This window comes from Caulobacter sp. UNC358MFTsu5.1 (genome assembly GCF_000712075.1).
In the GTDB taxonomy this organism is placed as follows: Bacteria; Pseudomonadota; Alphaproteobacteria; order Caulobacterales; family Caulobacteraceae; genus Caulobacter.
The window spans coordinates 335,326-358,420 of sequence record NZ_JONW01000007.1 but is presented as its reverse complement, the minus strand read 5'-3'; the positions used below and the strand labels follow the sequence as shown (position 1 = coordinate 358,420).

Here is a 23,095-nt window from a genome sequence, read left to right as displayed (position 1 = left end):
ATCCATGGCTGGCCCCAATCCCGTTGTCGTGCTCCTGGTCGATGACGAGCCCATGCTGCGCATGATCGCGCGCCAGGGCTTGGAAGACGCCGGCTTCAAGGTTGTCGAGGCGGACGACGCCGAGACCGCCCTGGAGATCCTGGGCGCTCGCACCGACGTGACCGTGCTGTTCACCGACGTCAACATGCCAGGCCCGCTGGACGGCCTGGAGTTGGCAAGACGCGTTCACGAACGCTGGCCTTCCGTCCAACTGGTGATCACCTCGGGCCGGGGCCTGGATGCGCCCCTCCCCGAGGATGGGCGTTTCATGCCCAAGCCCTACAGCATCGCTGAGCTGATCAGCGCCGTCGACGAGGCTGCAAGAGAAGGCCATTGATCGATCATGGCCACGGTCGATTTTGGCCGCCGCCACTGACGGAAGCGTCGCCGCTCGGCGTCTTCATAACCTCGGCGCATCCACGCTCCTGAAACGCCAGAGACGACCTTGGCGCGTCGCCAGAAAGGCGACGTTCGAGCCCAGGCGCCGCGAAGCCTCCCCACGACCATAACCTGATCTTCAAGGCCCTAGCTCGACCCCGGGGCGGGAGATCAATGCGCCTCGACTGCGCCGCGGCCGATTATTTCCAATTCGAGCAATTTTATCAGGCTCGACATTTGTACGATAACTACGATATATCCCGATTATAGGGATTCAATCCCACAATATGAAAGCCTCCGACCGTCGGTCCTTGGCCTCCAGGCCAGCGCTTGCGGATAACGGCGGCTCGCCAGGAGGAAAGAGATGAGCGACTTCACCAGCGCGCGCCTGCGCACGAGCGCGTCGCGTTTGGCGATGGCGGTAGCCGTGCTGTCAGCCCCGGTCTCGGCCCTCGCCCAGACCGCCGCCGGCAACGAGCCCGCCGTCGTCGACGAGATCGTGGTCACCGGCTTTCGCGCCTCGCTGAACAAGGCGCTGGTCGAAAAGCGCGCCGAAGCCGCCGCCATCGACACCATCGTCGCCGAGGACATCGGCAAGTTCCCCGACGCCAATCTCGCCGAGTCGATGCAGCGCATCCCCGGGGTGGCCCTGTCGCGCGGCGACGGCGGCGAGGGCCGCAACATCAGCGTCCGGGGCCTGGGCGCGGCCTTCACCCGCGTGCGCATCAACCAGATGGAGGGCGCGGCCCAGACCGGCTCGTCTGACATCTACGGCGCGGGCAACAGCGGCCGATCCTTCGACTTCAACGTCTTCCCGACCGAGATCTTCTCGGCCCTGACCGTGCGCAAGACCTCGTCGGCCGACATCGAAGAAGGCTCGCTGGGCGCGACGGTCGACCTGTCGGCGCCCCGCCCGCTCGATCAGCGCGGCGACATGGTGTTCACCGCCACCGGACGCGGCGTCTGGAACGAACTGGCCAAGAAGGTCGATCCGCGCGTCTCGGCCCTGGTCTCCAAGAAGTTCGCCGACGGCAAGATCGGCGTCCTGGGCTCCCTGAGCTATCAGAAGCGTCAGTTGCGCGAAGTCGGCTACTCGGCCGTCGACATCCTGTCGGCCAACACCAACGGCCTCTTCTGCTCGCCGCTCGGCTTCGCCCCGCAGAACCCGGCGACCAACGCCGCCAAAGGCACGGACGCGGCCAACTGCAGCACCGGCAATCCGCGGACCAGCACCACGTCAGCCTATCAGACGGTCTACAACGCCACCCGCCCGGACGCGGCGACCACGCCCGGCAGCGGCGCCTTCTTCCCGCGCCTGCCGCGCTACATGGACTCGGTGCAGGAGCAGGAGCGCACCGGCGGCAGCTTCACCCTGCAGTTCCAGCCCGACGACAAGACCGACATCGCGCTGGACCTGATCTATTCCAAGTTCGACGTTCATCGCGACGACAACTACATCGAGTTGGTTTCGTTCGCCCGCAGCGCATCGAACAACGGCCAGCCGATGACCTCATTGCGGGACATCCAGCTGTCGCCCAAGGGATCGCTGGTCTACGGCCTGTTCGACGGCGTCGATGTGCGTTCCGAAGGCCTGCACTCGCACTTCGTCTCGACCTTCAAGCAGGCCAATCTCGACTTCAGGCACGAGCTGAACACAAGGCTGACGGTGTCGGGTCTGGTCGGCGTGAATGAGTCGACCTGGCAAGACAAGATGCGCATGCAGTACTTCATGGACAGGGTCGACGCGAACGGCGTGTCGATCGACTACCGTGATGGCGGCTCGACGCCGAAGATCGGCTACGGTTTCGACGTCTCCAACCCGGCCAACTTCACCTATGCGCCCGGCCTGGCCGACGGCACGGTGCTGGGCGGTTTCTCGCTTCAGGGAAAACCGGCGGGTACGGTCACCTACGGGTTCAAGAGCGAGATCAATCTGGCCTGGACGCTCAACGACGCCCTGAAGGTCAAGGCCGGCGGCCAGTTCCGCCGCAACCAGCAGAAGGGTTACGACACCCGCTACTACACCGCCGACACGCTGGTGAAGCCCCTGCCGGCCGGGACGTCGCTGGCCAGCCTGACCCGTCAGATCACCGGCCTCGACAGCCTGTGGGGCAACGGGGCGCCGGCCGCCTGGGCGGTGATCGACTGGAAGAAGTTCTACGACACCATGCAGCTGGGCCAGTCGCGCTCGTGCACGGTCGAGTGCGGCAGCCCCAATCCGACCGTCCGCGAAGCCGTCTCCGTCGGCTATGTGATGGGCGAGTTCAATTTCGAAGACGTGCTGGGCGTCGGCGTGCGCGGCGACATCGGAACGCGCTATGTCCATACCAACCAGTTGAGCTCGGGCCTGGTCTCGGTGGCCTCGGCCACCTCTCCGACGGGCGTCACCGGCAAGTACGGCGAGGTCGAGCGCACCTACAATGACTGGCTGCCGGCCGCCAACCTGGTGATCGAGCCGACGCAGGACGTGCTGGTGCGCCTGGCCGCGGCCAAGGTGATGTCGCGCCCGGACCTGGGCAACCTGACCCCGACCAGCGGCGTCAATCCGGTGACCCGCACGGGCACCGTCAACAACCCGTTCCTGGATCCGATCCGGGCCAACACCGTCGACGCGGCGGTCGAGTGGTATTTCCGTCCGGGCTCCCTGATCTCCGCGGCGTTCTTCTACAAGGACATCAAGACCTACATCCAGCGGGTCAACACCCTGGTGCCGTTCAATCAGCTGGGCCTGCCCAACGAACTGCTGATCGGCTCGAACACCGCGCCGACCGAGCTCTTCACCGTGTCGACGCCGTTCAACACCCCGGGCGGTCCGCTGAAGGGCGTCGAGCTGAACCTCCAGGCGCCGCTGACCTTCCTGCCGGGGGCGTTCAAGAACCTCGGCGTGTTGGCCAACTACACCCACGTCACGTCGCAGATCGACTACATCCTGACCAGTTCGGGCGGCGTGCCGACCTCGACGACCACCGCCGACCTGGTGGGGCTCTCGAAGAACACCGCCTCGGCGACGCTGTACTACGAGGACAAGAAGTTCAGCGTCCGGACGACGGCCAACTATCGCGGTCCGTTCATCCGCGGCATCCCGGCCTCGGGCGGCAGCGACCTGCAGGGCAACGCCAGCACGCTCTATGTCGACGCCTCGGCCTCCTACAGCCTGAACGAGGCGGTGAAGTTCATCGTCGAGGCCCAGAACCTGACGGATGAGCAGAACCGCCTGTACATCGACAGCCAGCGCAAGGACACGCTGTTCGAGACCCGTGTCGGGCGCAATGTCACGTTCGGGGTCAACGTCCGCTTCTAGTCCCCGCCGCGCCCTGGGACCCTCACGGGTTTCCGGGCGCGGTTCCCGCGTCACGAGAGGCGCCCCGCATGATCGCCGCCCGACACCTATCCCTGGCCGGCGCCGCGCTGGCGGCAATGCTGTTGGCGACAGCCGCGGCGGCGCCGGTCCGGGCCCAGGACCTCCCCGACCGCGACCAGGTGCTGGCGGTCGCCAGGAGGTCGGCCCTGGCCCAGGTCGAGCAGATGCAGGCGTTCGAGACCAGCGCCACCCTGCGCCGCCACGGCGCCGGCGTCGAGTGGATCTCGGCCGTATTCTACACCGGCGCGATCAAACTCACCGATACGGTCGCGGCGCCCGAGGTCGACGACTACCTGTTCGCCACGGCCCGCCATTTCAACTACGGCCTGCAGGGCGACGGCGTGCCGATCCACATGATCAACGCCGACGACCAGGCGGTCGGCGATCTCTACCAGTCGATCTATCTGCGCACCGGCGCGCCGGGCGTGCTGCTGCCGCTCAAGGCCAATCTCGACTACACGGTCCCCTATCTCGGCTTCACGCCCAAGCCCGACAAGCTGGTCTGGTGGTGGTGCGATGCGCTGTTCATGGCTCCGCCGATGTTCACCCGCATGTCGGCGATCACAGGCGATCCCCGCTACATCCAGGCGATGGATGCGCAATATTGGCGCGTCTACGACCACCTGTACGACAGGGATCAGCACCTCTTCGCGCGCGACACGCGCTTCATCACGCGGCGCTCGGCCAACGGCCGCAAGATCTTCTGGTCGCGCGGCCAGGGTTGGGTGCTGGCCGGCCTGGCGCGCACGCTCGAATACATGCCGGCCGACTTCCCCTCGCGGCCCCGCTACGTCGCCTTGTACCGGCAGATGGCTGAGCGCCTCGTTTCACTGCAGGCCGCCGACGGCCTGTGGCGCAGCAGCCTGCTGGACGAGGCGGCCTTCCCCGAGCCCGAGACCTCCGGCACGGCGCTGAACACCTACGCCCTGGCGTTCGGCGTCAATCACGGACTCCTGGACCGAAAGACCTTTCTGCCGGCGGTGCTGAAGGGCTGGGCGGGCCTCAACCGCTACGTCCTTCCCAGCGGCCTTCTGGGCCAGGTGCAGAGCGCCGGCGACCAGCCCGTGCCGACCAGGCCCGAGACCACGACCCTCTACGCCAGCGGCGCCTTCCTGTTGGCCGGGGTCGAGGTCGCCGCCCTCGGCCGCCCCGCGACGCCGCTGCCGGCCGCCCTGCCCGTCCCGCCCAAGTTGACCTACCCGGCGGCCAGTTGGTGGTTTCGTCCCCTGCCCGCCGACGCCACCGATGCGCAGCGGCGCGAACGCGAGCGCGGCGAGGCCGAGCGGGCGACCGTCGCCGACCAGGCCTTCGACCCGATGAAGGACGATCCCCACTACGCTCCGCCGGTTCCGCTGGCCGGGCGGAAGCGTCGCTGAAGCCATGCCCCATCGCCCCCTCGCCACACCCGTCTCGCGCCGCGCGGCCCTGACCGCCGGGCTCGCCTCGATGATGGCCACGACGGCCGCCGCCTCGGGGCTTCGCCACGAAATCGTCCGGCCGGCCGCGCCGTTCGCCATGCCGCCGATCGCCGTGCCGGATTTCTCGCGCAGCCGCCGGTTCGCCATCACCGATTTCGGCGCCGACCCGCGCGACCAGGCCGCGACCTCACAAGCGATCGCCAAGGCCGTCGCGGCCGCCAACGCCGCCGGCTCCGGCGTGGTGGTCGTGCCCAAGGGCGAATGGCCGTGCGGACCGGTGCATCTGAAGAGCAACGTTGCCCTGCACCTGTCCCAGGGCGCGACGCTGCTGTTCTCCGAAAACCCGCAGGACTACCTGCCGCCGGTCCTGACCAGTTGGGAGGGGCTGGAGTGCTACAACTACTCGCCGCTGGTCTACGCCCATGACTGCGAGAACGTCGCGATCACCGGCCCGGGGCGGCTGAAGGCCAGGCTTGATGTCTGGAAGGTCTGGTACGCGCGTCCCAAGCCGCACATGGACGCCCTGGTGGCGCTATACCAGCAAGCGGTGAAAGGCGCGCCGGTCGAGCAACGCGACATGACCACGGGCGAGGCGCATCTTCGCCCGCAGTTCATCCAGTTCAACCGCTGCCGTCACGTGCTGATCGAGGACGTCAGCATCGAGGACAGCCCTTTCTGGACCGTCCACCCCCTGCTCTGCACCGACGTCGTGATCCGTCGCGTGAAGATCCGCGCCCATGGCCACAACAACGACGGCGTCGATCCGGAGATGAGCCAGAACGTGCTGATCGAGCAATGTCAGTTCGACCAGGGCGACGATGCGGTCTCGGTGAAGTCGGGACGCGAGTTCGACGGCTGGCGGTTGGCGACACCGGCCCGCAATATCGTCATGCGCGACTGCAGGATCCTGAACGGCCACCAGCTGATGGCGATCGGCAGCGAGCTGTCGGGCGGGGTGGAGAACGTCTTCGTCCAGAACTGCCACTTCGCCGGCGACGGCAAGGGCGCCGACGGCTGGGCCGTGCCGATCAACAACATCCTTTACGTGAAGACCAACGAACGGCGCGGCGGCTTCGTGCGGAACATCGTCATGGACAACGTCACCGCCACCATCGTGTCGGGCGGGGTGTTGTGCGTCGAGACCGACGTCCTCTACCAGTGGCGCGATCTGGTCCCGACCTATGAGCGCCGCCTGACGCCGATCCAGGGCCTCAGCGTCAGCAACGTCACCGTCGACGAGGCCAAGTTCGTCTGCCGCATCAAGGGCGATCCCGCCCTGCCCGTCCGCGACGTGCGCCTGCGGAAAATCAAGGTCGCCAAACTGTACGAGGCCGCCACGGACAACACCAACGTGGAAGGCTTCGTCTCAGCGTCCTGACACTCGCGGCACAGCCTCCATGTGGAGCAGCCCTGATGACAGGCCGAGACGCCCGTCGCTTTCCGATGGAACCTCAACGACGGCTTGGCGTTAGTGGCTCCGCGCGATCGGGTGCGCTACGGGGGGGGGGGTGCTTGGTGATTCCGGCCTTTGTTGAATTTAGGAGCGTCGCGGCTCAAAGCCGTCGACCGGGCGCCAAGGATTCCTTGCTCCCGGCTCAAGCACGGTCTCTCGCCAAGCCCGAACCGCTTTCGCGCCGTTCCCGTCCGCCGCTCGTGTCCTGACCGCTCGCCAAGCCAACCGCCATTTGCCCCCGGTCTCGTCTGAGGGGGCAGGATCGACAACTCCGACTCCGAGTACTCCATGTCGTCAATCGAACCTCGTCGCCCGTCCTCCTCCGGGACGAAAGTGGAACTATGGGCGACCATCGGGCTCGCGCTCGTCCTGGCGTTCTTCCTCCTCAGCGGGATGATCGCCTTCCGCAACATCGAGGTTCTCAGGACCAACAACGAAAGGATCTGGCACACCCACAATGTGCTGATGGCGCTGGACAAGTTGCTGTCCACCGCGCAGGACGCGGAAACCGGCCAGCGCGGCTACCTGCTGACGGGCAACGACCGGTATCTCGAACCCTACCAGAACGCGGTCAGCGCCGTCGGCCAGCGCGCCGACGAGGTGGCCGCGCTCACCAAGGACAACCCGGCGCAGCAGGCCAACCTCATCCCGCTCAAGCGTCATATCGCCGCCAAGCTCGACGAACTCGACAGGACCGTGGACATGCGACGCCGGGGCGAGACCCAGGCCGCGCTCGCCGTCGTCGCCACCGACCGCGGCAAGATCGAAATGGACGCGGTCCGCGCCCAGCTCGACGTGATGCGCAACGAGGAAAACCGGCTGCGGGACATTCGCCTGGCCGAGATGGACGCCGCCCACAAGACGGCCCTGACCAGCGGGGTGCTGACCTGCCTCCTGGGGGCGGCGCTGACGATCGCGGTGTTCGCCCTGATCCGCCGCAGCGCCCGCGCCCGCAGCCGGGAGGAATGGCTGCAGTCGGGCCAGGTCGGCCTCGCCGAAGCGATGATGGGCGACAAGTCGGTCGAGGAGCTGAGCGACAGCATCCTGAGTTTCCTGGCGCAATATCTCGGCTTCCAGGCCGGCGCCCTGTTCAAGGGCGAGAAGGGCCAGTTCTATCGCGCCGCGGCCCTGGGGATTCCCGCCGACGCCGACGTGACCCTGCGCTTCGGCGTCAGGGAAGGTCTGCTGGGCAAGGCGGCCGCCGACGGGCGTTCGACCATCGTCCGCGACGTGCCCGAGGGCTATCTGACCATCAGCTCGGCCCTGGGGCGCGACAAGCCCCGGCATCTGGTCATCGTGCCGACCCATGCCGACGACGTCGTCAACGCCGTGATCGAACTGGGTTTCCTGCATCCGGCCGACGAACTGATGCTCGAATTCCTGGACCAGGTTTCGCCGTCCATCGGCATCGCCCTGCGCTCGGCGCGCTATCGTTCCGAGCTGCAGAGCGTGCTGGAGGAAACCCAGCGACAGGCGGAAGAACTGCAGGTCCAGAGCGAGGAGCTGCGGGTCTCCAACGAGGAGCTGGAGGAGCAGGGTCGCGCGCTCAAGGAGTCGCAGACGCGGCTGGAGCAGCAACAGGTCGAACTGGAGCAGACCAACAGCCAGCTCGAGGAGCAGGCCCAGACTCTGGAGACCCAGCGCGACGAACTGGAACGCACCGGCGCCGCCGTGGCGCTGAAGGCGCGGGAACTGGAACAGGCCAGCCAGTACAAGTCCGACTTCCTGGCCAACATGTCCCACGAGCTGCGCACGCCGCTCAACTCGCTGCTGATCCTGTCCAAGCTGCTCAGCGACAACCCGAACGGCAACCTCTCGGGCGAGCAGGTGAAGTTCGCCCAGACCATCCAGTCGTCGGGCAACGACCTGCTGACCCTGATCAACGACATCCTCGACCTGTCGAAGATCGAGGCCGGCCATATCGAGGTGCGCCCCGAGAGTCTCCCGCTGCAGCGGTTGACGGGAGACCTGCGCCAGCTGTTCCAGCCCGTCGCGGACGAGCGCGGCCTGGGCTTCGAGATCGTCGTGGCGAAGGACTGCCCCGCCCTGGTCGAGACCGATCGCCAGCGCCTCGAGCAGATCCTCAAGAACCTTCTGTCGAACGCCTTCAAGTTCACCGAACAGGGCGAGGTCCGCCTGACCGTGTCGCCGGCCGGCGCCGACAACCTGGCGTTCGCGGTGACGGACACCGGCATCGGCATTGCGCGCGAACAGCAGGAGAGCATCTTCGAGGCCTTCCGACAGGCGGACGGCACCATCAGCCGTCGATACGGCGGCACAGGCCTGGGTCTGTCGATCTCGCGCGAACTGTCGCGCCTGCTGGGCGGGGCGATCACGCTCAAGAGCACGGCCGGCGAAGGCAGCACCTTCACCGTCACCATCCCGCGCACCTACGATCCGACCTTCGTGGCGCCGCGCGAGCAGCCCGCGCCCGTGGAGCCGATCCCCTCCCCCGCGCCGCGCCCGCCGCGCGCCAAGCGCCTGGCCAAGACGGTCGAGGACGACCGCGAACAGCTGACCAAGGGCCGCCGGGTGCTGCTGGTCATCGAGGACGACGACAAGTTCGCCGGCATCGTGCGCGACCTGGCCAAGGAGCTCGGCTTCGACTGCCTCGTGGCCGGCACGGCCGAAGACGCCCTGAAGTTGGCCCGGCAGTTCAAGCCCAGCGCGGTCGTCCTCGACGTGGGGCTGCCGGACGAGTCGGGCCTGATGGTCCTCGACCGCCTCAAGCGCGACGACACGACCCGGCACATCCCGATCCATGTCATCTCGGCCGCCGACCACAGCCAGACCGCCCTGTCGCTGGGCGCGATCGGCTACATGGTCAAGCCGGTCAAGCGCGACGAGCTGGCCGAGGTGCTCCGGACCCTGCAGTCCAAGCTGACCAGCACGGTGCGACGGGTGCTGATCGTGGAGGACGACCCGGTGCAGCGCGACGCCGTCGGCAAGCTGCTGTCGTCCGGCGACGTCGAGACCGTCGGCGTCGGCACGGCCGCCGAATGCCTGGAGCAGCTCAAGCAGCAGACGTTCGACTGCATGGTGCTGGACCTGTCCCTGCCCGACGCCTCGGGCTACTCGCTGCTGGAGACGCTGAGCCAGGACGGCGACCACGCGTTCCCGCCCGTCATCGTCTACACCGGCCACGACCTGTCGGCGGACGACGAGCAACGCCTCCGTCGCTACTCCAGCTCGATCATCATCAAGGGCGCCAAGTCGCCCGAACGCCTGCTCGACGAGGTCTCGCTGTTCCTGCACCAGGTGGTGTCCGAGCTGCCGCCCGAACAGCAGAAGATGATCCAGAAGGCCCGCAACCGCGACGCCGTCCTGGAGGGCCGCCGCGTGCTGATCGTCGAGGACGACATCCGCAACGTCTACTCCCTGACCAACGTCCTGGAGCCGCGCGGCGCCGTCGTCGAGATCGCCCGCAACGGCCAGGAGGCGATCGAGGCCCTGGGGCGGTCCGCCGAAGACCCTTCCCGCGCCGTCGACCTGGTGCTGATGGACGTGATGATGCCCGTGATGGACGGCCTGACCGCGACGCGTCAAATCCGCGAGGATGCGCGATGGTCCAAGCTGCCGATCCTGATGCTGACCGCCAAGGCCATGCCCGACGACCAGGAGCGCTGCATCGCCGCCGGGGCCAACGACTACATGGCCAAGCCCATCGACGTCGACAAACTGCTTTCGCTCGTGCGCGTGTGGATGCCTAGGTAGAGCCGTGCCCGACAAGATCGAAGACCTAGAGATCCAGCTGCTGCTGGAGGCGCTCTTCCAGCACTACCACTACGACTTCCGCCACTATGCGCGGGCGTCGATCAAGCGGCGTCTGGTGCAGGCGCGCGATCAGCTCGGCTTCGCCAGCATCTCGGCGCTGCAGGACCGCGTCCTGCACGACCCCGACATGCTGCCGCGCCTGCTCGGCTATCTCACCGTGCAGGTCAGCGAGATGTTCCGCGATCCGTCCTACTTCCGGGCGCTGCGCGAGAAGGTGCTGCCCCACCTGCGGACCTATCCGTCGCTGAAGGTCTGGATCGCCGGCTGCAGCGCCGGCGAGGAGCTCTATTCGCTGGCCATCCTCCTGCGCGAGGAGGGCCTCTACGAGCGCACCCTGTTCTACGCCACCGACATCAACCCGGACGCACTGAGCGCCGCGGAGGCGGGCCTCTATCCGCTGGATCGGATCCGCAAGTTCACCGAGAACCATCAGAAATCGGGCGGCAAGTCGTCGCTGTCCGACTACTACACCGCCGCCTACGGGCGCGCGGTCTTCGACAAGTCGCTGCGCGACCGCGTGGTGTTCTCCGACCACAGCCTGGTGACCGACGCGGTCTTCGCCGAGATGCACCTCATCTCGTGCCGCAACGTGATGATCTATTTCGATCGCGCGCTGCAGGACCGGGCCATCGGCCTGTTCCGTGAGTCCCTGACCCGAAAAGGCTTCCTGGGCCTGGGGTCGAAGGAGAGCCTGCGCTTTTCCAGGCACGCGACCGGGTTCGCCGACTTCGTGCCGGAGGAAAAGATCTATCAGAGGCGCGAGCCGTGACCCGGACAACGATCAAGGCGATCGCGATCGGCGCCTCGGCCGGCGCCGTCCAGGCCCTGCAGGTCATCCTGCCCCGGCTGCCCGTCGGCTATCCCCTGCCCGTCCTGGTGGTCGTGCACGTGCCGCCGGACCGCTCCAACGTCCTCCTGCCGCTGTTCCAGTCCAAGTGCCGGATGAGGGTGAAGGAAGCCGAGGACAAGGAGCCCATGGACGGCGGGGTGATCTATTTCGCGCCCTCGGACTACCACATGCTCGTCGAGGCCGACGGCGCCCTGGCGCTGTCGAACGACGAACCGGTGAACTACTCGCGCCCCTCCATCGACGTGCTGTTCGAAAGCGCCGCCGACGCCTATGGCCCGGCGCTCGTCGGCGTCATCCTCACCGGCGCCAACAATGACGGCGCCGCGGGCCTGAAGGCCGTGACCGACGCCGGCGGCGTGGCGATCGTCGAGGACCCCGCGCAGGCCTACGCCTCGGCAATGCCGGATGCGGCGTTGGACGCCGCCGCGACCGCGAAGGTCATGAACCTGGATGCGATCGCATCCTATCTGTCGAGTTTGGGGACTGCGCGATGATCGCGGAAAAGCCGATCAACTTCCTGCTGGTCGATGATCTCGAAGAGAACCTGCTGGCGCTGGAGGCGCTGCTGCAGCGCGACGGCCTGACCTGCCTGAAGGCGCGTTCGGGCGAGGAGGCGCTCGAGCTGCTGCTGGTGCACGACATCGCCCTGGCCCTGCTTGACGTGCAGATGCCCGGCATGGACGGATTCCAGCTGGCCGAATTCATGCGGGGCAACGAGCGCGCGCGCCATATCCCGATCATCTTCGTGACCGCCGGCACGGCGGGCGGCGTCGACGCCCTGCGCCGCTTCCGCGGCTACGAGGCCGGCGCGGTCGACTTCATCCAGAAGCCGATCGAGGCCCATGTGCTGCGCAGCAAGGCCAATGTGTTCTTCGACCTCCATCGGCAGCGCCTGCAGATCGAACTGCAGCGCGACGAGCTGGAGGCCGCGGCCCAGGCCCTGCGGCGGGCCGATCGCCACAAGGACAGTTTCCTGGCGGTCCTGGCGCACGAACTGCGCAATCCCGTCGCCGCCCTGACCGGCGGCCTTCACCTGCTGGGCAAGGACAACTCGCCCGAACGCTCGCGCGACATCCGCACCCGCATGGACCGGATGCTCACCCACCTGTCGCACCTGGTCGACGATCTCCTCGACGTTTCGCGGGTCAACCAGGGCAAGATCTCGCTGAAGAAGGAGCGGCTCGACCTGCGCGAAATCCTCCGATCGGCCATCGAAGCCAGCCAGCACAATATCGACGCGGGGGCCCACCGGTTCACGACCGAGTTTCCCGAGGGCCCCATCTGGCTGGACGCCGATCACACGCGGCTGGCCCAGGTGGTGGCCAACCTGCTGAACAACGCGGCCAAGTACACGCCCCCGGGCGGCGCCGTGTCCCTGTCCGCCAAGGTCCAGGACGGCGCCGCCGAGATCAAGGTGTCCGACACGGGCGTGGGGATTGCCCCCGAGATGCAGTCGGGCATCTTCGAGATCTTCGCCCAGGTCGAGGACCATCTGACCAAGGCGCAGGGCGGGCTGGGGATCGGCCTCGCCCTGGTCAAGCAGCTGGTCGCGCTTCACGGCGGCAGGATCGAGGTGCAGAGCGCGGGTCAGGGCACGGGCAGCACCTTCATCGTCACCCTTCCCATCGCCGCCGCTCCGTCGGAGGGGCTGGTCAGCCTCTAGGCCGCGATTTCCAGGGATGGCGTGCCGCTTGCTCGGCTAGCGCCCCGGAGAGAGACACCCGTGCTCTCGCCATGAGAAGCCGGCGCAGGCGGCGCGGCTGATCTCTTTGCGCCCTAGGTTGAGGGATGAAACCCGCCCTTCGTCGTTGCGCGTGGTCTGCTCATGGCTCTTTCGTAAAAAGGAGGCCTTGAGGCGCGAAATGCGCCTTACAATCGAAGTCGGGGAGAGACACTGCAATCCATGGCCGCCAAATCGCCCGCGCTATCAGTGCCGCCCACGCCCTCGACTCCGGTCGACAGGCTGGCCGCGATGGACGACGGGCGTCCGGGACTGGACGGCCTCGCGATCGAGAAGCTGCTGCGCGGCGCCGTGCTCAAGGGGCACGACCCCATGGAGATCTTGCGCGAAGCCCGGATCGATCCGTCGGCGTACGGCGACGAGCACGCGGCGATCGACGGCAGCGCCCTTTTCCGTTTGGTCGAATGCATCCAGCAGAAGCTCGACGACGCCTATGTCGGGTTCCTGGCGGAAAGATGCCGGCTGGCGCTCGAGACCGAACGCACGCGAGCCTATCTGCACGCCAACACCTTCGGTGAGGCGCTCAGGGTCAGCATCCGGTTCACCCAGGCGCTTTCCAGCGACATCGGTCCGCAGCTGATCGAGACCGACCGGCTCGGCGTCATGCACGTCTGCGCCTACAACACCGTCGAGGGCGTCGATCGGGACATCTTCGTCTGGCTGCGGTTCGTCTGGATCTATCACCTGTTCAGCTGGCTGATCGGCCGGCCGCTCAAGCTGCGTCGCGTGTTCGTGCAAGGGCGGCGCCCGGTGCAGGCGAACGGCTTCGACCGGTTCGCCCTGTTCCAGTGCCCGATCGAGTTCGGGGCGAAGGTCGATGCGCTTTGCTACGACCGCAACGACCTCAACGTTCGCCTCGTGCACGGAACCCTCGCCGAATACGAGGCGCACAACGCCGGCGCGCCGGACTGGTTCGCGCCGCCAGGCGGCGAACTGAGCTGGCGCAGCCGGACGGAACAGGTGCTGGTCGGGCTTCAGCGCGAGGGAAAGTGGCTGCCGTCGATCGAGGACGTCGCCGAACGGCTTCGAAGCCAGCCGCGCCGGCTGAGACGCAACCTGGCCGGCGAAGGCGAGACGTTTCAGCACATCAGAACGCGGCTGCGCGGTGAAATGGCGGGGGCCTTGCTGCTCGCCACCGATCTCCCCGTGACCCATGTCGGCTACGCGGTCGGCTTCAGCGAACCGGGCAGCTTCACCCGGAACTTCAGCGAGTGGGCCGCGATGGCGCCCTCCGAGTATCGCCAACGCTACAAGGCCGACACCGCGCGGATGGCGGCCGCCACCACCCTGGTGACCGAACGGCGCGAGCCCCAGGCCGGGACGCAAGCTGGTCACTTGCGTTAAATCTTCACGTCACCCGCGTCATAGCCAATCTCCCCGCTCTTGGACATCGATAGCCAACCACCGCGCGGCGTCGACCGTGCGGAACAAGAGTGATCAAGGGGAGAGCCTGACCTGCCGGTCCATACCCGGCATAGCGCCGCCGAGGCGCGCCGCATCGCCGGCCTTGCGACAGGCGCCCGATCACGGCGCCGGTAAACTCAAGAAACACTGAAGCCGTCGTCGACTACTCGGCCAAACCTTCCGCGAACGAGGAAGGCGGCCCGAAAGCTCCTCGACGGTCAAAGCAATAAAAAATCGGGAGGGAACACTTGCCTATCACCTTGAACAACAGATCGCGCCTGGCGCTGTCCGGCGCGTCCTTGCTGGCCCTGGCGCTGTTGGCCGCGGGGCCGACCTGGGCCCAGACCTCGGATGCAACCGCATCTTCGCAAGCGTCCAAGACCCAGCCGGAAAGCGATCGCGCGGCTCAGGACGCTCCGGAGCAGGTTTCCGAGATCGTGGTCACGGGATCGAGCATCCGCGGCGTCCCGCCGACGGGTTCGAACCTGATCAGCGTCTCGCGCGAGGACATCCGGACCATCGGCGCGAACACCACGCCGGACCTGCTGGCCACCGTGCCGCAGCTGAACAGCTTCAACACCGCGCCCCGAGCCGCGAACGGCGGGGCCGGCGCCTTCGCCCCCGGCCTGCGCAGCCTGCCGGCCAGCGCGACGCTGCCGCTCATGAACGGTCACCGCCTGGTGGCCGGGGGCACCAACCAGACCAATCCCGACTTCCCGTTCCTTCCCGAGCTCGCGATCGAACGCGTCGAGATCGTCGCGGACGGCGCGTCGGCGATCTACGGCTCGGACGCGGTCGCGGGCGTGGTCAACTTCATCACCCGGCAGCGCTATTCGGGCGTCGACACGTCCATTCGCTACGGGACGGCCGACGACTACCACACGTTCAGCGCCAGCGGCCTGGTCGGCCGCACCTGGGATCGCGGCTCCGTCGTGGCCGCCTACCAGTACGCGGAGAACGGCGACATCCTGGGGGCCGACCGCGACTACCGCATCGTCGACCTGCGCCCCTATGGCGGCGTCGATACGCGCACCACGGTCTGTCCGTCGCCCAACGTGCTGGTCAACACCACGGCCTACGCCGTCAGCTACGCGGCGCCCGCCCTGGCCCCGAACACCACCAACGCCTGCGACAACGGCGCGGTGACCGCCCTGGTCCCCAAGTCGCGCCTGCACAGCGCCTATCTCACGGCCCGCCAGGAGGTAAGCGACCGCGTCACCCTGTGGGGCGAGCTGCTCTATTCGGACCGCAAGGACACGGTCCAGGCGCCGCCGCCCGCGGGGGCCGGCGCGTCGGGCGGGGTGATCCTCTACAACCTGCCCGGCTTCGCGAACCCCTTCTTCAAGACGCCGCCCGGCACGGGCGCCACGACGGAGTTCGTCCAGTTCCGGACCGACAACCTCTATGGCGCCGACCATATCGACAACATCTTCCGGGTGCGGGCGGGCAACTCGTCGGCGGGCTTCGACGCCAAGCTTCCTCGCGATCTGAAGCTGACCGTCTACGGCACCTACGACTGGGCCACGAACGACACCTACCTGCCCGCGATCAACCCGGCGGCGCTCGACGCGGCGGCGCTGGGAACCACGACCGCCACGGCCCTCGATCCGTTCGGCGCCGGCACCTCTCCCGAGGTCGCCGCCAAGATCACCGACTACGCCGGCGACCTGGTCATCCACCAGCGCACCTATCTGGGCGCGGCCAAGATCGACGGACCGCTGGCCGACCTGCCCGGCGGCCAACTGAAGATCGCGGTCGGCGCCGAATATCGGCGCGAGACCTTCCAGCAGCGGGGCATCTACGGCGGGTCCCAGGTGCCTGAGGACCTGACCCGCAACATCGGCTCGATCTACGGCGAACTGTTCGTACCCATCGTCGGCGACGACAACCAAGCGCCCCTGGTCCACAGCCTCGCGGTGTCGCTCTCGGGTCGCTACGACCATTACAGCGACTTCGGATCGACGACGAACCCGAAGATCGGGGTCAGATGGGATCCGGTGAGCGGCCTGACATTGCGCGGCACCTACGGCCGCTCGTTCCGGGCGCCGGGCCTGCGCGACGTCGGCGCCACCGTCGGCGCCTACTACTACAACGCCGCCGCCATCGCCGGCAGCACGTTCCGCGACCCCACCCGGGGCGCCGCCCAGGTCGATACGATCTTCCTGCTCGGCGGCAACCGCAACCTCCAGCCGGAAGAGGCCCGGACCTATTCGATCGGCGCCGACCTGCACCCGGACTTCCTGCCCAACTTCCATGGCAGCGTGACGTTCTACGACATCCGCTACACCAACGTGATCGGCACGCCCGGCGGCGCCATCGCCTTCACCGATCCCACCTTCGCCTCGGTGATCTTCCGCAATCCCACCGCGGCGCAGCTGAACAGCCTTCTGGGGATCGCGGTGCCGGTCAACTTCGTGCCTGGAGCCTTGCCGCCGATCGGAAACCTGCTCGACTTCCGGCAGGGCAATTTCGGCGTCCGCAAGACGAACGGCCTGGATTTCGACTTCGGCTATCGCCAGCCGACCAGCTTCGGCGCGCTCTATGCGGGCCTGGCCGGCAACTACATCTTCAAGTTCGAAACCCAGCTGTCGCCGACGGCGCCGGTCTCCGACAGCCTCAAGCTCGGCGTGCCGAAGGCGACGCTGAGGGGAACGCTCGGCGCCCAGGTCGGCCAGTTCAACGCCGTGGCCTTCGTCAACTATCGCGGCGGGGTGACGGGCCTCTACGCCACGCCCACCGGCACCGCCGAGTACAGCGCCGAGGCCTATACGACCGTCGACCTGCGGTTCTCGATGAAGCTGCCCTACGGCGGCCTGGCCAAGGGGACCGAGCTGGGCCTGCAGGTGAACGACCTGTTCGACCAGGACCCGCCCTTCTTCCCGCAGGCCGAAGGCATCGGCGGCGCCTACAACCCGATCGGCCGCTACGTGGCGCTGAACCTGCGGAAGAGCTTCTGATCGAACCGGCGCCGCCTCGAACGGTCGCCAAAGCCCCGCGGGAGCCAGCGAGCGATCGCCGCTCCCGCGGCACGGCGCGCCCGAAGCGCCCGCCCCTACCCCTGACCTCGGTAAGTACCCAAGATAATGCAACAGTACCCGCTCACCCTGGACAAGTTCATCGACCACGCCGCGAAGTGGCACGGGGCCCGCACGGTCGCGACCGCCTCGCGCGGCGCGGTCCAGCGGCGCGCCGGCTACGGCGAGCTGCGGACGCGCAGCAACCGCCTGTCGGGCGCCCTGATCGGACTTGGCCTCGGGGTCGGCGATCGCGTGGGCACGCTGGCCTGGAACACCCAGCATCATCTCGAGCTCTACTACGCGACGATGAACGCCGGCCTGGTCTGCCACACGCTGAACCCCCGGCTGACCCCGGCGCACCTGTCGGCCATGATCAACGAGGCCGCCGACCGGGTGCTGGCGATCGCCGCGAACCTTACGCCGATGCTGCCGGACCTGCTGCTGCTGTGCCCGACCATCGAACGGGTGATCGTACTGGACGAAGCCGTCGATCCGTCGATCGCCGACCGTTGCCTGGTTCCCGTCGAAGACCTCGACGCGCTGATCGAGGCGCACGGGGAAACGGTCCAGTGGGGGCAGTTCGACGAGACCAGCGCCGCGGGACTCTGCTTCACGTCGGGAACGACCGGCAAGCCCAAGGGCGTGGTGTTCACCCATCGCTCCAACTACCTCCACACGCTGATGTCGATCCAGCCGGACGCCTATTGCCTGTCCGCCAAGGACACGATCCTCGTCGCCATTCCGATGTTCCACGCCAACGCCTGGGGCCTCCCCTTCTCCGCGCCGGCGGTCGGCGCCAGCCTTGTGCTGCCGGGACGGGAGCTGGACGGCGCCAGCCTGGCCTCGCTGATCAGGACCGAGAACGTCACCATCGCCTGCGGCGTGCAGACGGTGTGGATCGGCCTGCTCGACCATCTCGACTCCACCGGCGGGGACGTGCCCAGCCTGGAGCGGGTGGTCATCGGCGGCTCCAAATGCCCCGACGCCCTGCTTCGGCGCATGGAGGAGCGCCTGGGCGTGCGGGTCCAGACCAGCTGGGGCATGACCGAGATGTCGCCGCTCGGGACGGTGGACTCGATCCAGTTCCCTCCGGCGAGCGAACGCTCGTCCGGGCGACCGCCGATGGGCGTCGACCTCAAGCTGACCGACGCCGACGGCGTCACGCTGGATCAGCAGCGCGGCGTGGTCGGCCATCTGAAGGTCAAGGGCCCCTCGGTGATCGACCGCTACTTCAAGTCCGCCGAGAGCGCGCTCGATGCGGAGGGTTATTTCGACACGGGCGACCTGGCCATGATCGACGACAGCGGGGCCCTGACGATCTGCGGACGTTCGAAGGACCTGATCAAGTCCGGCGGCGAATGGATCAACCCCACGGAGATCGAGGCGATCATCGGCCGCGATCCCCGCGTCGGACAGGTGGCCGTGATCGGCAAGCCGCATCCCAAATGGGGCGAGCGTCCGGTGCTGGTGGTGGAGCTGCGCCAGGGCGAGGCCGACGACGCGCACGGGTTCGTCGACGCCTTGCGGGGCAAGGTGGCCGACTGGTGGCTTCCCGACGAGGTCGTCCAGCTGCCGGCGATGCCGCTGGCCGCGACCGGCAAGATCGACAAGGTCCGGCTGCGCGCCGACTACGAAACGGGGGAGCTTGACCGCTATGTCACCACCCGCCCCTGACTTGAAGATCGGTGTCGTCGGCGCCGGATTGATGGGCGCGGAGATCGCGCTGGTCTTCGCGCTGGCCGGCCTGGACGTGCAGCTCCATGACCGCGACGCGGCGGCGCTGGAGAAGGCGTTGGCCCGGTTGGCGGCGCTGCTGGACCGGGGCGTATCGCGGGGCCTCTACACGGAAGGCCAACGCGCCATGGCGCTCGACCGCATCCGGCCAGCGCCGGACCTCGCCGGCTTCGGCGACCGCGACCTGGTGACCGAGGCGGTGTTTGAAGCGCTCGAGGTCAAAAGCGAGGTCCTGGCGGCGCTCGACAAGGCGTGTCCGCCGGCCTGCGTGATCGCGTCGAACACCTCGACCCTGCCCATCTCCACCCTGAGCGCTGCGCTGTCGCCGGAGCGCCGGCCGCGCTTCCTCGGCACGCACTACTTCTCGAAGGCGTGTCCGCCGGCCTGCGTGATCGCGTCGAACACCTCGACCCTGCCCATCTCGACAATCGGCGCTGCGCTGTCGCCGGAGCGCCGGCCGCGCTTCCTCGGCACGCACTACTTCTCGCCGGTGTCTCGGATGCAGATGGTCGAGGTCGTGCCGGCGTTCGAGACGAGCCCGGAGATCGTCGCCTGGACCACCGCGCTTCTCGAAGGCGTCGGCAAAAAGCCCATCGCGGTGAAGGACGTCCCCGGCTTCGCGGTCAATCGAATGCTGCACGCGATGCTGATCGAGGCGGTGAAGCTGGTCGAGGAAGGCGTCGCCACGCCGGAGGACCTGGACACCGCGTGCCGGCTGGGCCTGGGCCACCCGATCGGACCGTTCGCCCTGATGGACAACGTCACCTCCGGCCTGTGCCTGCAGGTCCAGGAGATCCTGCAGGAGTCCTACGGGGAGCGCTTCCGACCGCCCGCCCTGCTGAAACAGCGCGTCGCCGCCGGCTATTCCGGCGGGCGGGGCAAGCCAGGCTGGCTGGAGAAGGCGTGACCATGAAGATTTCTGGAGAGGCGAAACTCGATATGACGCCGGCGCCCGAAACGCCCCCGAGGCCAGCCGCCCCCGTCCCCAGCGGCGCGCGGATCACGCTGGCGATGCTCTGCTTCGTCTATGTGCTCAACTTCCTGGACCGCCAGCTCATCTCGATCCTGGCCAAGCCGATCCAGGACGGCCTGAAGATCAGCGACGGCCAGCTGGGCCTGCTCACCGGATTCTATTTCGCGCTCTTCTATTGCTTCATCGCCATCCCGATCGGCTGGCTGGCCGACCGCACCAGCCGCGTCAGGGTCCTGGCCATCGCCTGCGCGCTGTGGAGCGGCGCGACCGCCGCGTGCGGCATGGTCGGCAACTACGGGCAGCTCGTCGTCGCGCGCATGATGGTCGGCGTCGGCGAAGCGGGCGGCGTGCCGCCGTCCTACGCCATCATCTCGGACTCCTTCCCGCGCGAACGGCGGACCACGGCCATGGCGATCTTCAATCTCGGCCCGCCGATCGGTTCGGCGCTGGGCGTCGCCTTCGGCGCCTCGCTGGCCTCCGCCTTCAGCTGGCGCATCCCCTTCTACGTGATCGGCATAGTCGGCGTGGTCGCCGCCGTGGCCGTCCATCTGATCGTCCGTGAGCCGAGGCGCGGACAGATGGACGCTCCGGGACGCTCGACGCCCCCGGACGCGGCGGGCGCCGGGTTGTTCCCGACCATCGCGCAGTTCTTCGGCAACCCGCTGCTGCTGATGGCGTCCCTGGCCAGCGGCGCCGGCAACTTCATCACCTACGGCCTGCTCAACTTCACGACGCTGTTCCTGATGCGCGAGAAGGGCATGCAGCTGGCCGACGTCGCGATCTGGTACGCGCTGGTCGTCGGGATCGGCATGAGCGCCGGCATCTACGCCTCGGGGCGGATCGTCGATCGGTTCGCCGCGCGCGGCAAAGCCGCCTATGCGACCGTTCCGGCGATCTCGCTGCTGCTCGCCCTGCCCTTCTTCCTGGCCTTCGCCTGGGCGCCGACCTGGCAGCTGTCCCTGCTGTTCCTGCTGGTCCCCATGTTCCTCAACTCGTTCTTCCTGTCGGCCACCGTCACCTTCGTCCAGGGTGAAGTCCCCGCTGAACGCCGCGTGATCTCCGGCGCGTTGCTGCTGCTGGTGATGAACTTCATCGGCCTTGGGCTGGGACCGACCTATGTCGGCATGGCCAGCGACCACTTCCGCCCCGTCTACGGCGACCACGCCCTGCGGGCCGCCTACTACGCCCTCGCGCCGATGTACCTGATCGCGGCCGCGCTGTTCCTGATCCTCGCGCGCCTGATCCGCCGCAACCAACGCCTCCAAGAAGGAACCCTCTGATGACGAGTTTTCCGCGCCTGATGGCCGCCGCCCTCGCCGCATGCGTCTTGGTCACGGGAGCCGACTGCGCGTCCGCGGCCGACCAGGCGCCGGTCGTGAACGCACCGGCCGGTTCCGTGGAAGGCCTGCGCGAGGGGGACGCCACGGTGTTCCGCGCGATCCCCTACGCCCTTCCGCCGGTCGGCGAGCGCCGCTGGAAGCCCCCGGCCGCGATGCCCCGGTGGCAGGGCGTGCGCGCCGCCCAGACGATGGGCGTGGCGTGCATGCAGCCGCCGATGGCGGCGGGTCCCTATGACCGCGGCAAGGTGCCGATGGCCGAGGACTGCCTGACCCTCGACGTGACCGCGCCCGCCGACGCGCGCAACGCGCCGGTGATGGTCTGGATCCATGGCGGCACCCTGATCTGGGGATCGGGTCATTCGAAGATGTACGACGGCCGGGAATTCGCCAAGCGCGGGGTCGTGCTGGTCTCGATCAATTACCGCCTGGGCGTGCTCGGCTATCTGGCCCATCCGGCGCTCAGCAAGGAGTCGCCCGACGACACGTCCGGCAACTACGGGCTGCTCGACCAGATCCAGGCGCTGCAATGGGTGCGCGACAACATCGCGTCCTTCGGCGGCGATCCGCGCAACGTGACGATCTTCGGGGAATCCGCCGGGGCGCTCAGCGTCGAATATCTGCTCGCCTCGCCCAAGGCGCGCGGGACCTTCGACAAGGCGATCGTGGAGAGCGGCTACCTCTTCACCATGCCCGAGCTGCGCGCCAAGCGGGGCGAGGAAGCTTCGGCCGAGGACATCGGCGCCTGGCTGGCGGGCAAGCTGCAGGCGCCCGATCTCGCGACGCTGCGGGCGATGGACGCGCGCAAACTGGTCGAGGCGTCGGCCGCGACCGGCTATGCGCCCTACGGGACGATCGACGGCAAGGTCCTGAAGCGCCAGCTGGTCGACACCTTCGATCATGGCGAGCAGGCGTCCGTGCCGCTGATCGCCGGGTTCAACAGCGGTGAGATCCGCACCCTTCGCTTCCTGGCGCCGCCGGTCCCGGCCAGCCCTGCGGTCTATGTCGAAGGCGTCAAGGCGCGCTATGGCGACTTGGCGGACGACTATCTCCGCCTCTATCCGGCGACCGCCAATCTCGAACAGAACGGACTGGACAGCACGCGCGACGCGGTCTTCGGCTGGACCTCCGAGCGCCTGGTGCGCAAGCAGGCCACCCTGGGTCAGCCCGCGTTCCTCTATTATTTCAGCCACAGCTACCCCAGCGCCGACGCGGCCGGCGTGACGGGTTTCCACGCCAGCGAAGTGCCCTTCGTCTTCGGCACGATCGCCAACACGCCGCCGGCCTGGCCGGCGATCCCGGAGACGGACGCGGAGCGGCGGATCTCCAGCCAGATGTTGGACTATTGGACCAGCTTTGCGCGCAGCGGAAAGCCGTCGTCCGAACACGGCCCGGCCTGGGACGCCTTCGGCTCCGCCGGCGCCTACATGCACTTCGCCGAGAGCTCGCAAGCGGCGACAGGCTTCATGCCGGGCATGTACGCGCTCCATGAGCAGGTGATGTGCCGACGCCGGGCCGAGGGAAGCCAGTCATGGAACTGGCGCACGGGCAGCACCGCGCCGGTGCTGCCGGCGCGGACGAGCGATTGCCGCTAGCGGGCATCGGCGGCGGCGCAG

The 23,095-nt window shown here is 67.8% G+C and carries 14 protein-coding genes; all 14 read left to right on the top strand.

Features of this window, described 5'->3' with window-relative positions:
• Window positions 1-28 precede the first annotated feature (28 nt).
• The 14 genes from BR39_RS0114185 to BR39_RS0114115 all read left to right on the top strand — a co-directional run bounded on the left by BR39_RS0114185 (window position 29) and on the right by BR39_RS0114115 (window position 23,074).
• Window positions 29-376, top strand: a complete 348-nt coding sequence (locus tag BR39_RS0114185) for a response regulator (protein WP_231499468.1) — start codon at window positions 29-31, stop codon at window positions 374-376.
• Window positions 377-781: 405 nt separating this feature from the next.
• Window positions 782-3,718, top strand: a complete 2,937-nt coding sequence (locus tag BR39_RS0114180; RefSeq protein ID WP_029913049.1) for a TonB-dependent receptor — start codon at window positions 782-784, stop codon at window positions 3,716-3,718.
• Window positions 3,719-3,786: 68 nt separating this feature from the next.
• Window positions 3,787-5,154 (top strand): glycoside hydrolase family 105 protein, encoded by a 1,368-nt coding sequence (locus tag BR39_RS0114175; RefSeq protein ID WP_051695716.1) that lies wholly within the window; start codon window positions 3,787-3,789, stop codon window positions 5,152-5,154.
• Window positions 5,155-5,158: 4 nt separating this feature from the next.
• Complete coding sequence (locus BR39_RS0114170; protein ID WP_029913043.1) at window positions 5,159-6,574, top strand: glycoside hydrolase family 28 protein; 1,416 nt, start codon at window positions 5,159-5,161, stop codon at window positions 6,572-6,574.
• A 408-nt stretch (window positions 6,575-6,982) separates the two neighbouring features.
• Window positions 6,983-10,363: a response regulator gene (locus BR39_RS0114165; RefSeq protein WP_029913040.1), complete on the top strand. Its 3,381-nt coding sequence runs from the start codon at window positions 6,983-6,985 to the stop codon at window positions 10,361-10,363.
• A 4-nt stretch (window positions 10,364-10,367) separates the two neighbouring features.
• Window positions 10,368-11,192, top strand: coding sequence for a protein-glutamate O-methyltransferase CheR (locus BR39_RS0114160; RefSeq protein ID WP_029913037.1), 825 nt, complete (start codon window positions 10,368-10,370; stop codon window positions 11,190-11,192).
• Entirely contained in the window at window positions 11,189-11,767 is a 579-nt protein-coding gene (locus BR39_RS0114155) for a chemotaxis protein CheB (protein ID WP_029913033.1), read from the top strand. Before BR39_RS0114160 ends, BR39_RS0114155 begins: the two co-directional genes overlap by 4 nt.
• The gene (locus tag BR39_RS0114150; RefSeq protein ID WP_035018449.1) at window positions 11,764-12,936 is read left to right on the top strand and encodes a hybrid sensor histidine kinase/response regulator; all 1,173 of its coding nucleotides are present in this window, start codon (window positions 11,764-11,766) and stop codon (window positions 12,934-12,936) included. Before BR39_RS0114155 ends, BR39_RS0114150 begins: the two co-directional genes overlap by 4 nt.
• Before the next feature lie 240 nt (window positions 12,937-13,176).
• On the top strand, window positions 13,177-14,358 hold the full coding sequence (locus tag BR39_RS0114145; protein WP_029913027.1) for an AraC family transcriptional regulator: 1,182 nt from the start codon (window positions 13,177-13,179) through the stop codon (window positions 14,356-14,358).
• 308 nt (window positions 14,359-14,666) lie between these two features.
• Window positions 14,667-17,375: a TonB-dependent siderophore receptor gene (locus tag BR39_RS0114140; RefSeq protein WP_029913024.1), complete on the top strand. Its 2,709-nt coding sequence runs from the start codon at window positions 14,667-14,669 to the stop codon at window positions 17,373-17,375.
• Between the two features lie 126 nt (window positions 17,376-17,501).
• Window positions 17,502-19,109, top strand: coding sequence for an AMP-binding protein (locus tag BR39_RS0114135; RefSeq protein ID WP_029913021.1), 1,608 nt, complete (start codon window positions 17,502-17,504; stop codon window positions 19,107-19,109).
• Window position 19,110: 1 nt separating this feature from the next.
• The gene (locus BR39_RS27050) at window positions 19,111-20,076 is read left to right on the top strand and encodes a 3-hydroxyacyl-CoA dehydrogenase family protein (protein ID WP_231499467.1); all 966 of its coding nucleotides are present in this window, start codon (window positions 19,111-19,113) and stop codon (window positions 20,074-20,076) included.
• 2 nt (window positions 20,077-20,078) lie between these two features.
• Window positions 20,079-21,422, top strand: a complete 1,344-nt coding sequence (locus tag BR39_RS0114120; protein ID WP_029913019.1) for an MFS transporter — start codon at window positions 20,079-20,081, stop codon at window positions 21,420-21,422.
• On the top strand, window positions 21,422-23,074 hold the full coding sequence (locus tag BR39_RS0114115; RefSeq protein ID WP_029913016.1) for a carboxylesterase/lipase family protein: 1,653 nt from the start codon (window positions 21,422-21,424) through the stop codon (window positions 23,072-23,074). Before BR39_RS0114120 ends, BR39_RS0114115 begins: the two co-directional genes overlap by 1 nt.
• Window positions 23,075-23,095: the final 21 nt, after the last annotated feature.

Bases quoted from the DNA above. Each gene is read 5' to 3' on its own strand.
- BR39_RS0114135 (WP_029913021.1), top strand. From the start codon at position 17,502: ATGCAACAGTACCCGCTCACCCTGGACAAGTTCATCGACCACGCCGCG.
- BR39_RS0114175 (WP_051695716.1), top strand. From the start codon at position 3,787: ATGATCGCCGCCCGACACCTATCCCTGGCCGGCGCCGCGCTGGCGGCA.
- BR39_RS0114115 (WP_029913016.1), top strand. From the start codon at position 21,422: ATGACGAGTTTTCCGCGCCTGATGGCCGCCGCCCTCGCCGCATGCGTC.
- BR39_RS0114145 (WP_029913027.1), top strand. From the start codon at position 13,177: ATGGCCGCCAAATCGCCCGCGCTATCAGTGCCGCCCACGCCCTCGACT.
- BR39_RS0114150 (WP_035018449.1), top strand. From the start codon at position 11,764: ATGATCGCGGAAAAGCCGATCAACTTCCTGCTGGTCGATGATCTCGAA.
- BR39_RS0114120 (WP_029913019.1), top strand. From the start codon at position 20,079: ATGAAGATTTCTGGAGAGGCGAAACTCGATATGACGCCGGCGCCCGAA.
- BR39_RS0114170 (WP_029913043.1), top strand. From the start codon at position 5,159: ATGCCCCATCGCCCCCTCGCCACACCCGTCTCGCGCCGCGCGGCCCTG.
- BR39_RS0114180 (WP_029913049.1), top strand. From the start codon at position 782: ATGAGCGACTTCACCAGCGCGCGCCTGCGCACGAGCGCGTCGCGTTTG.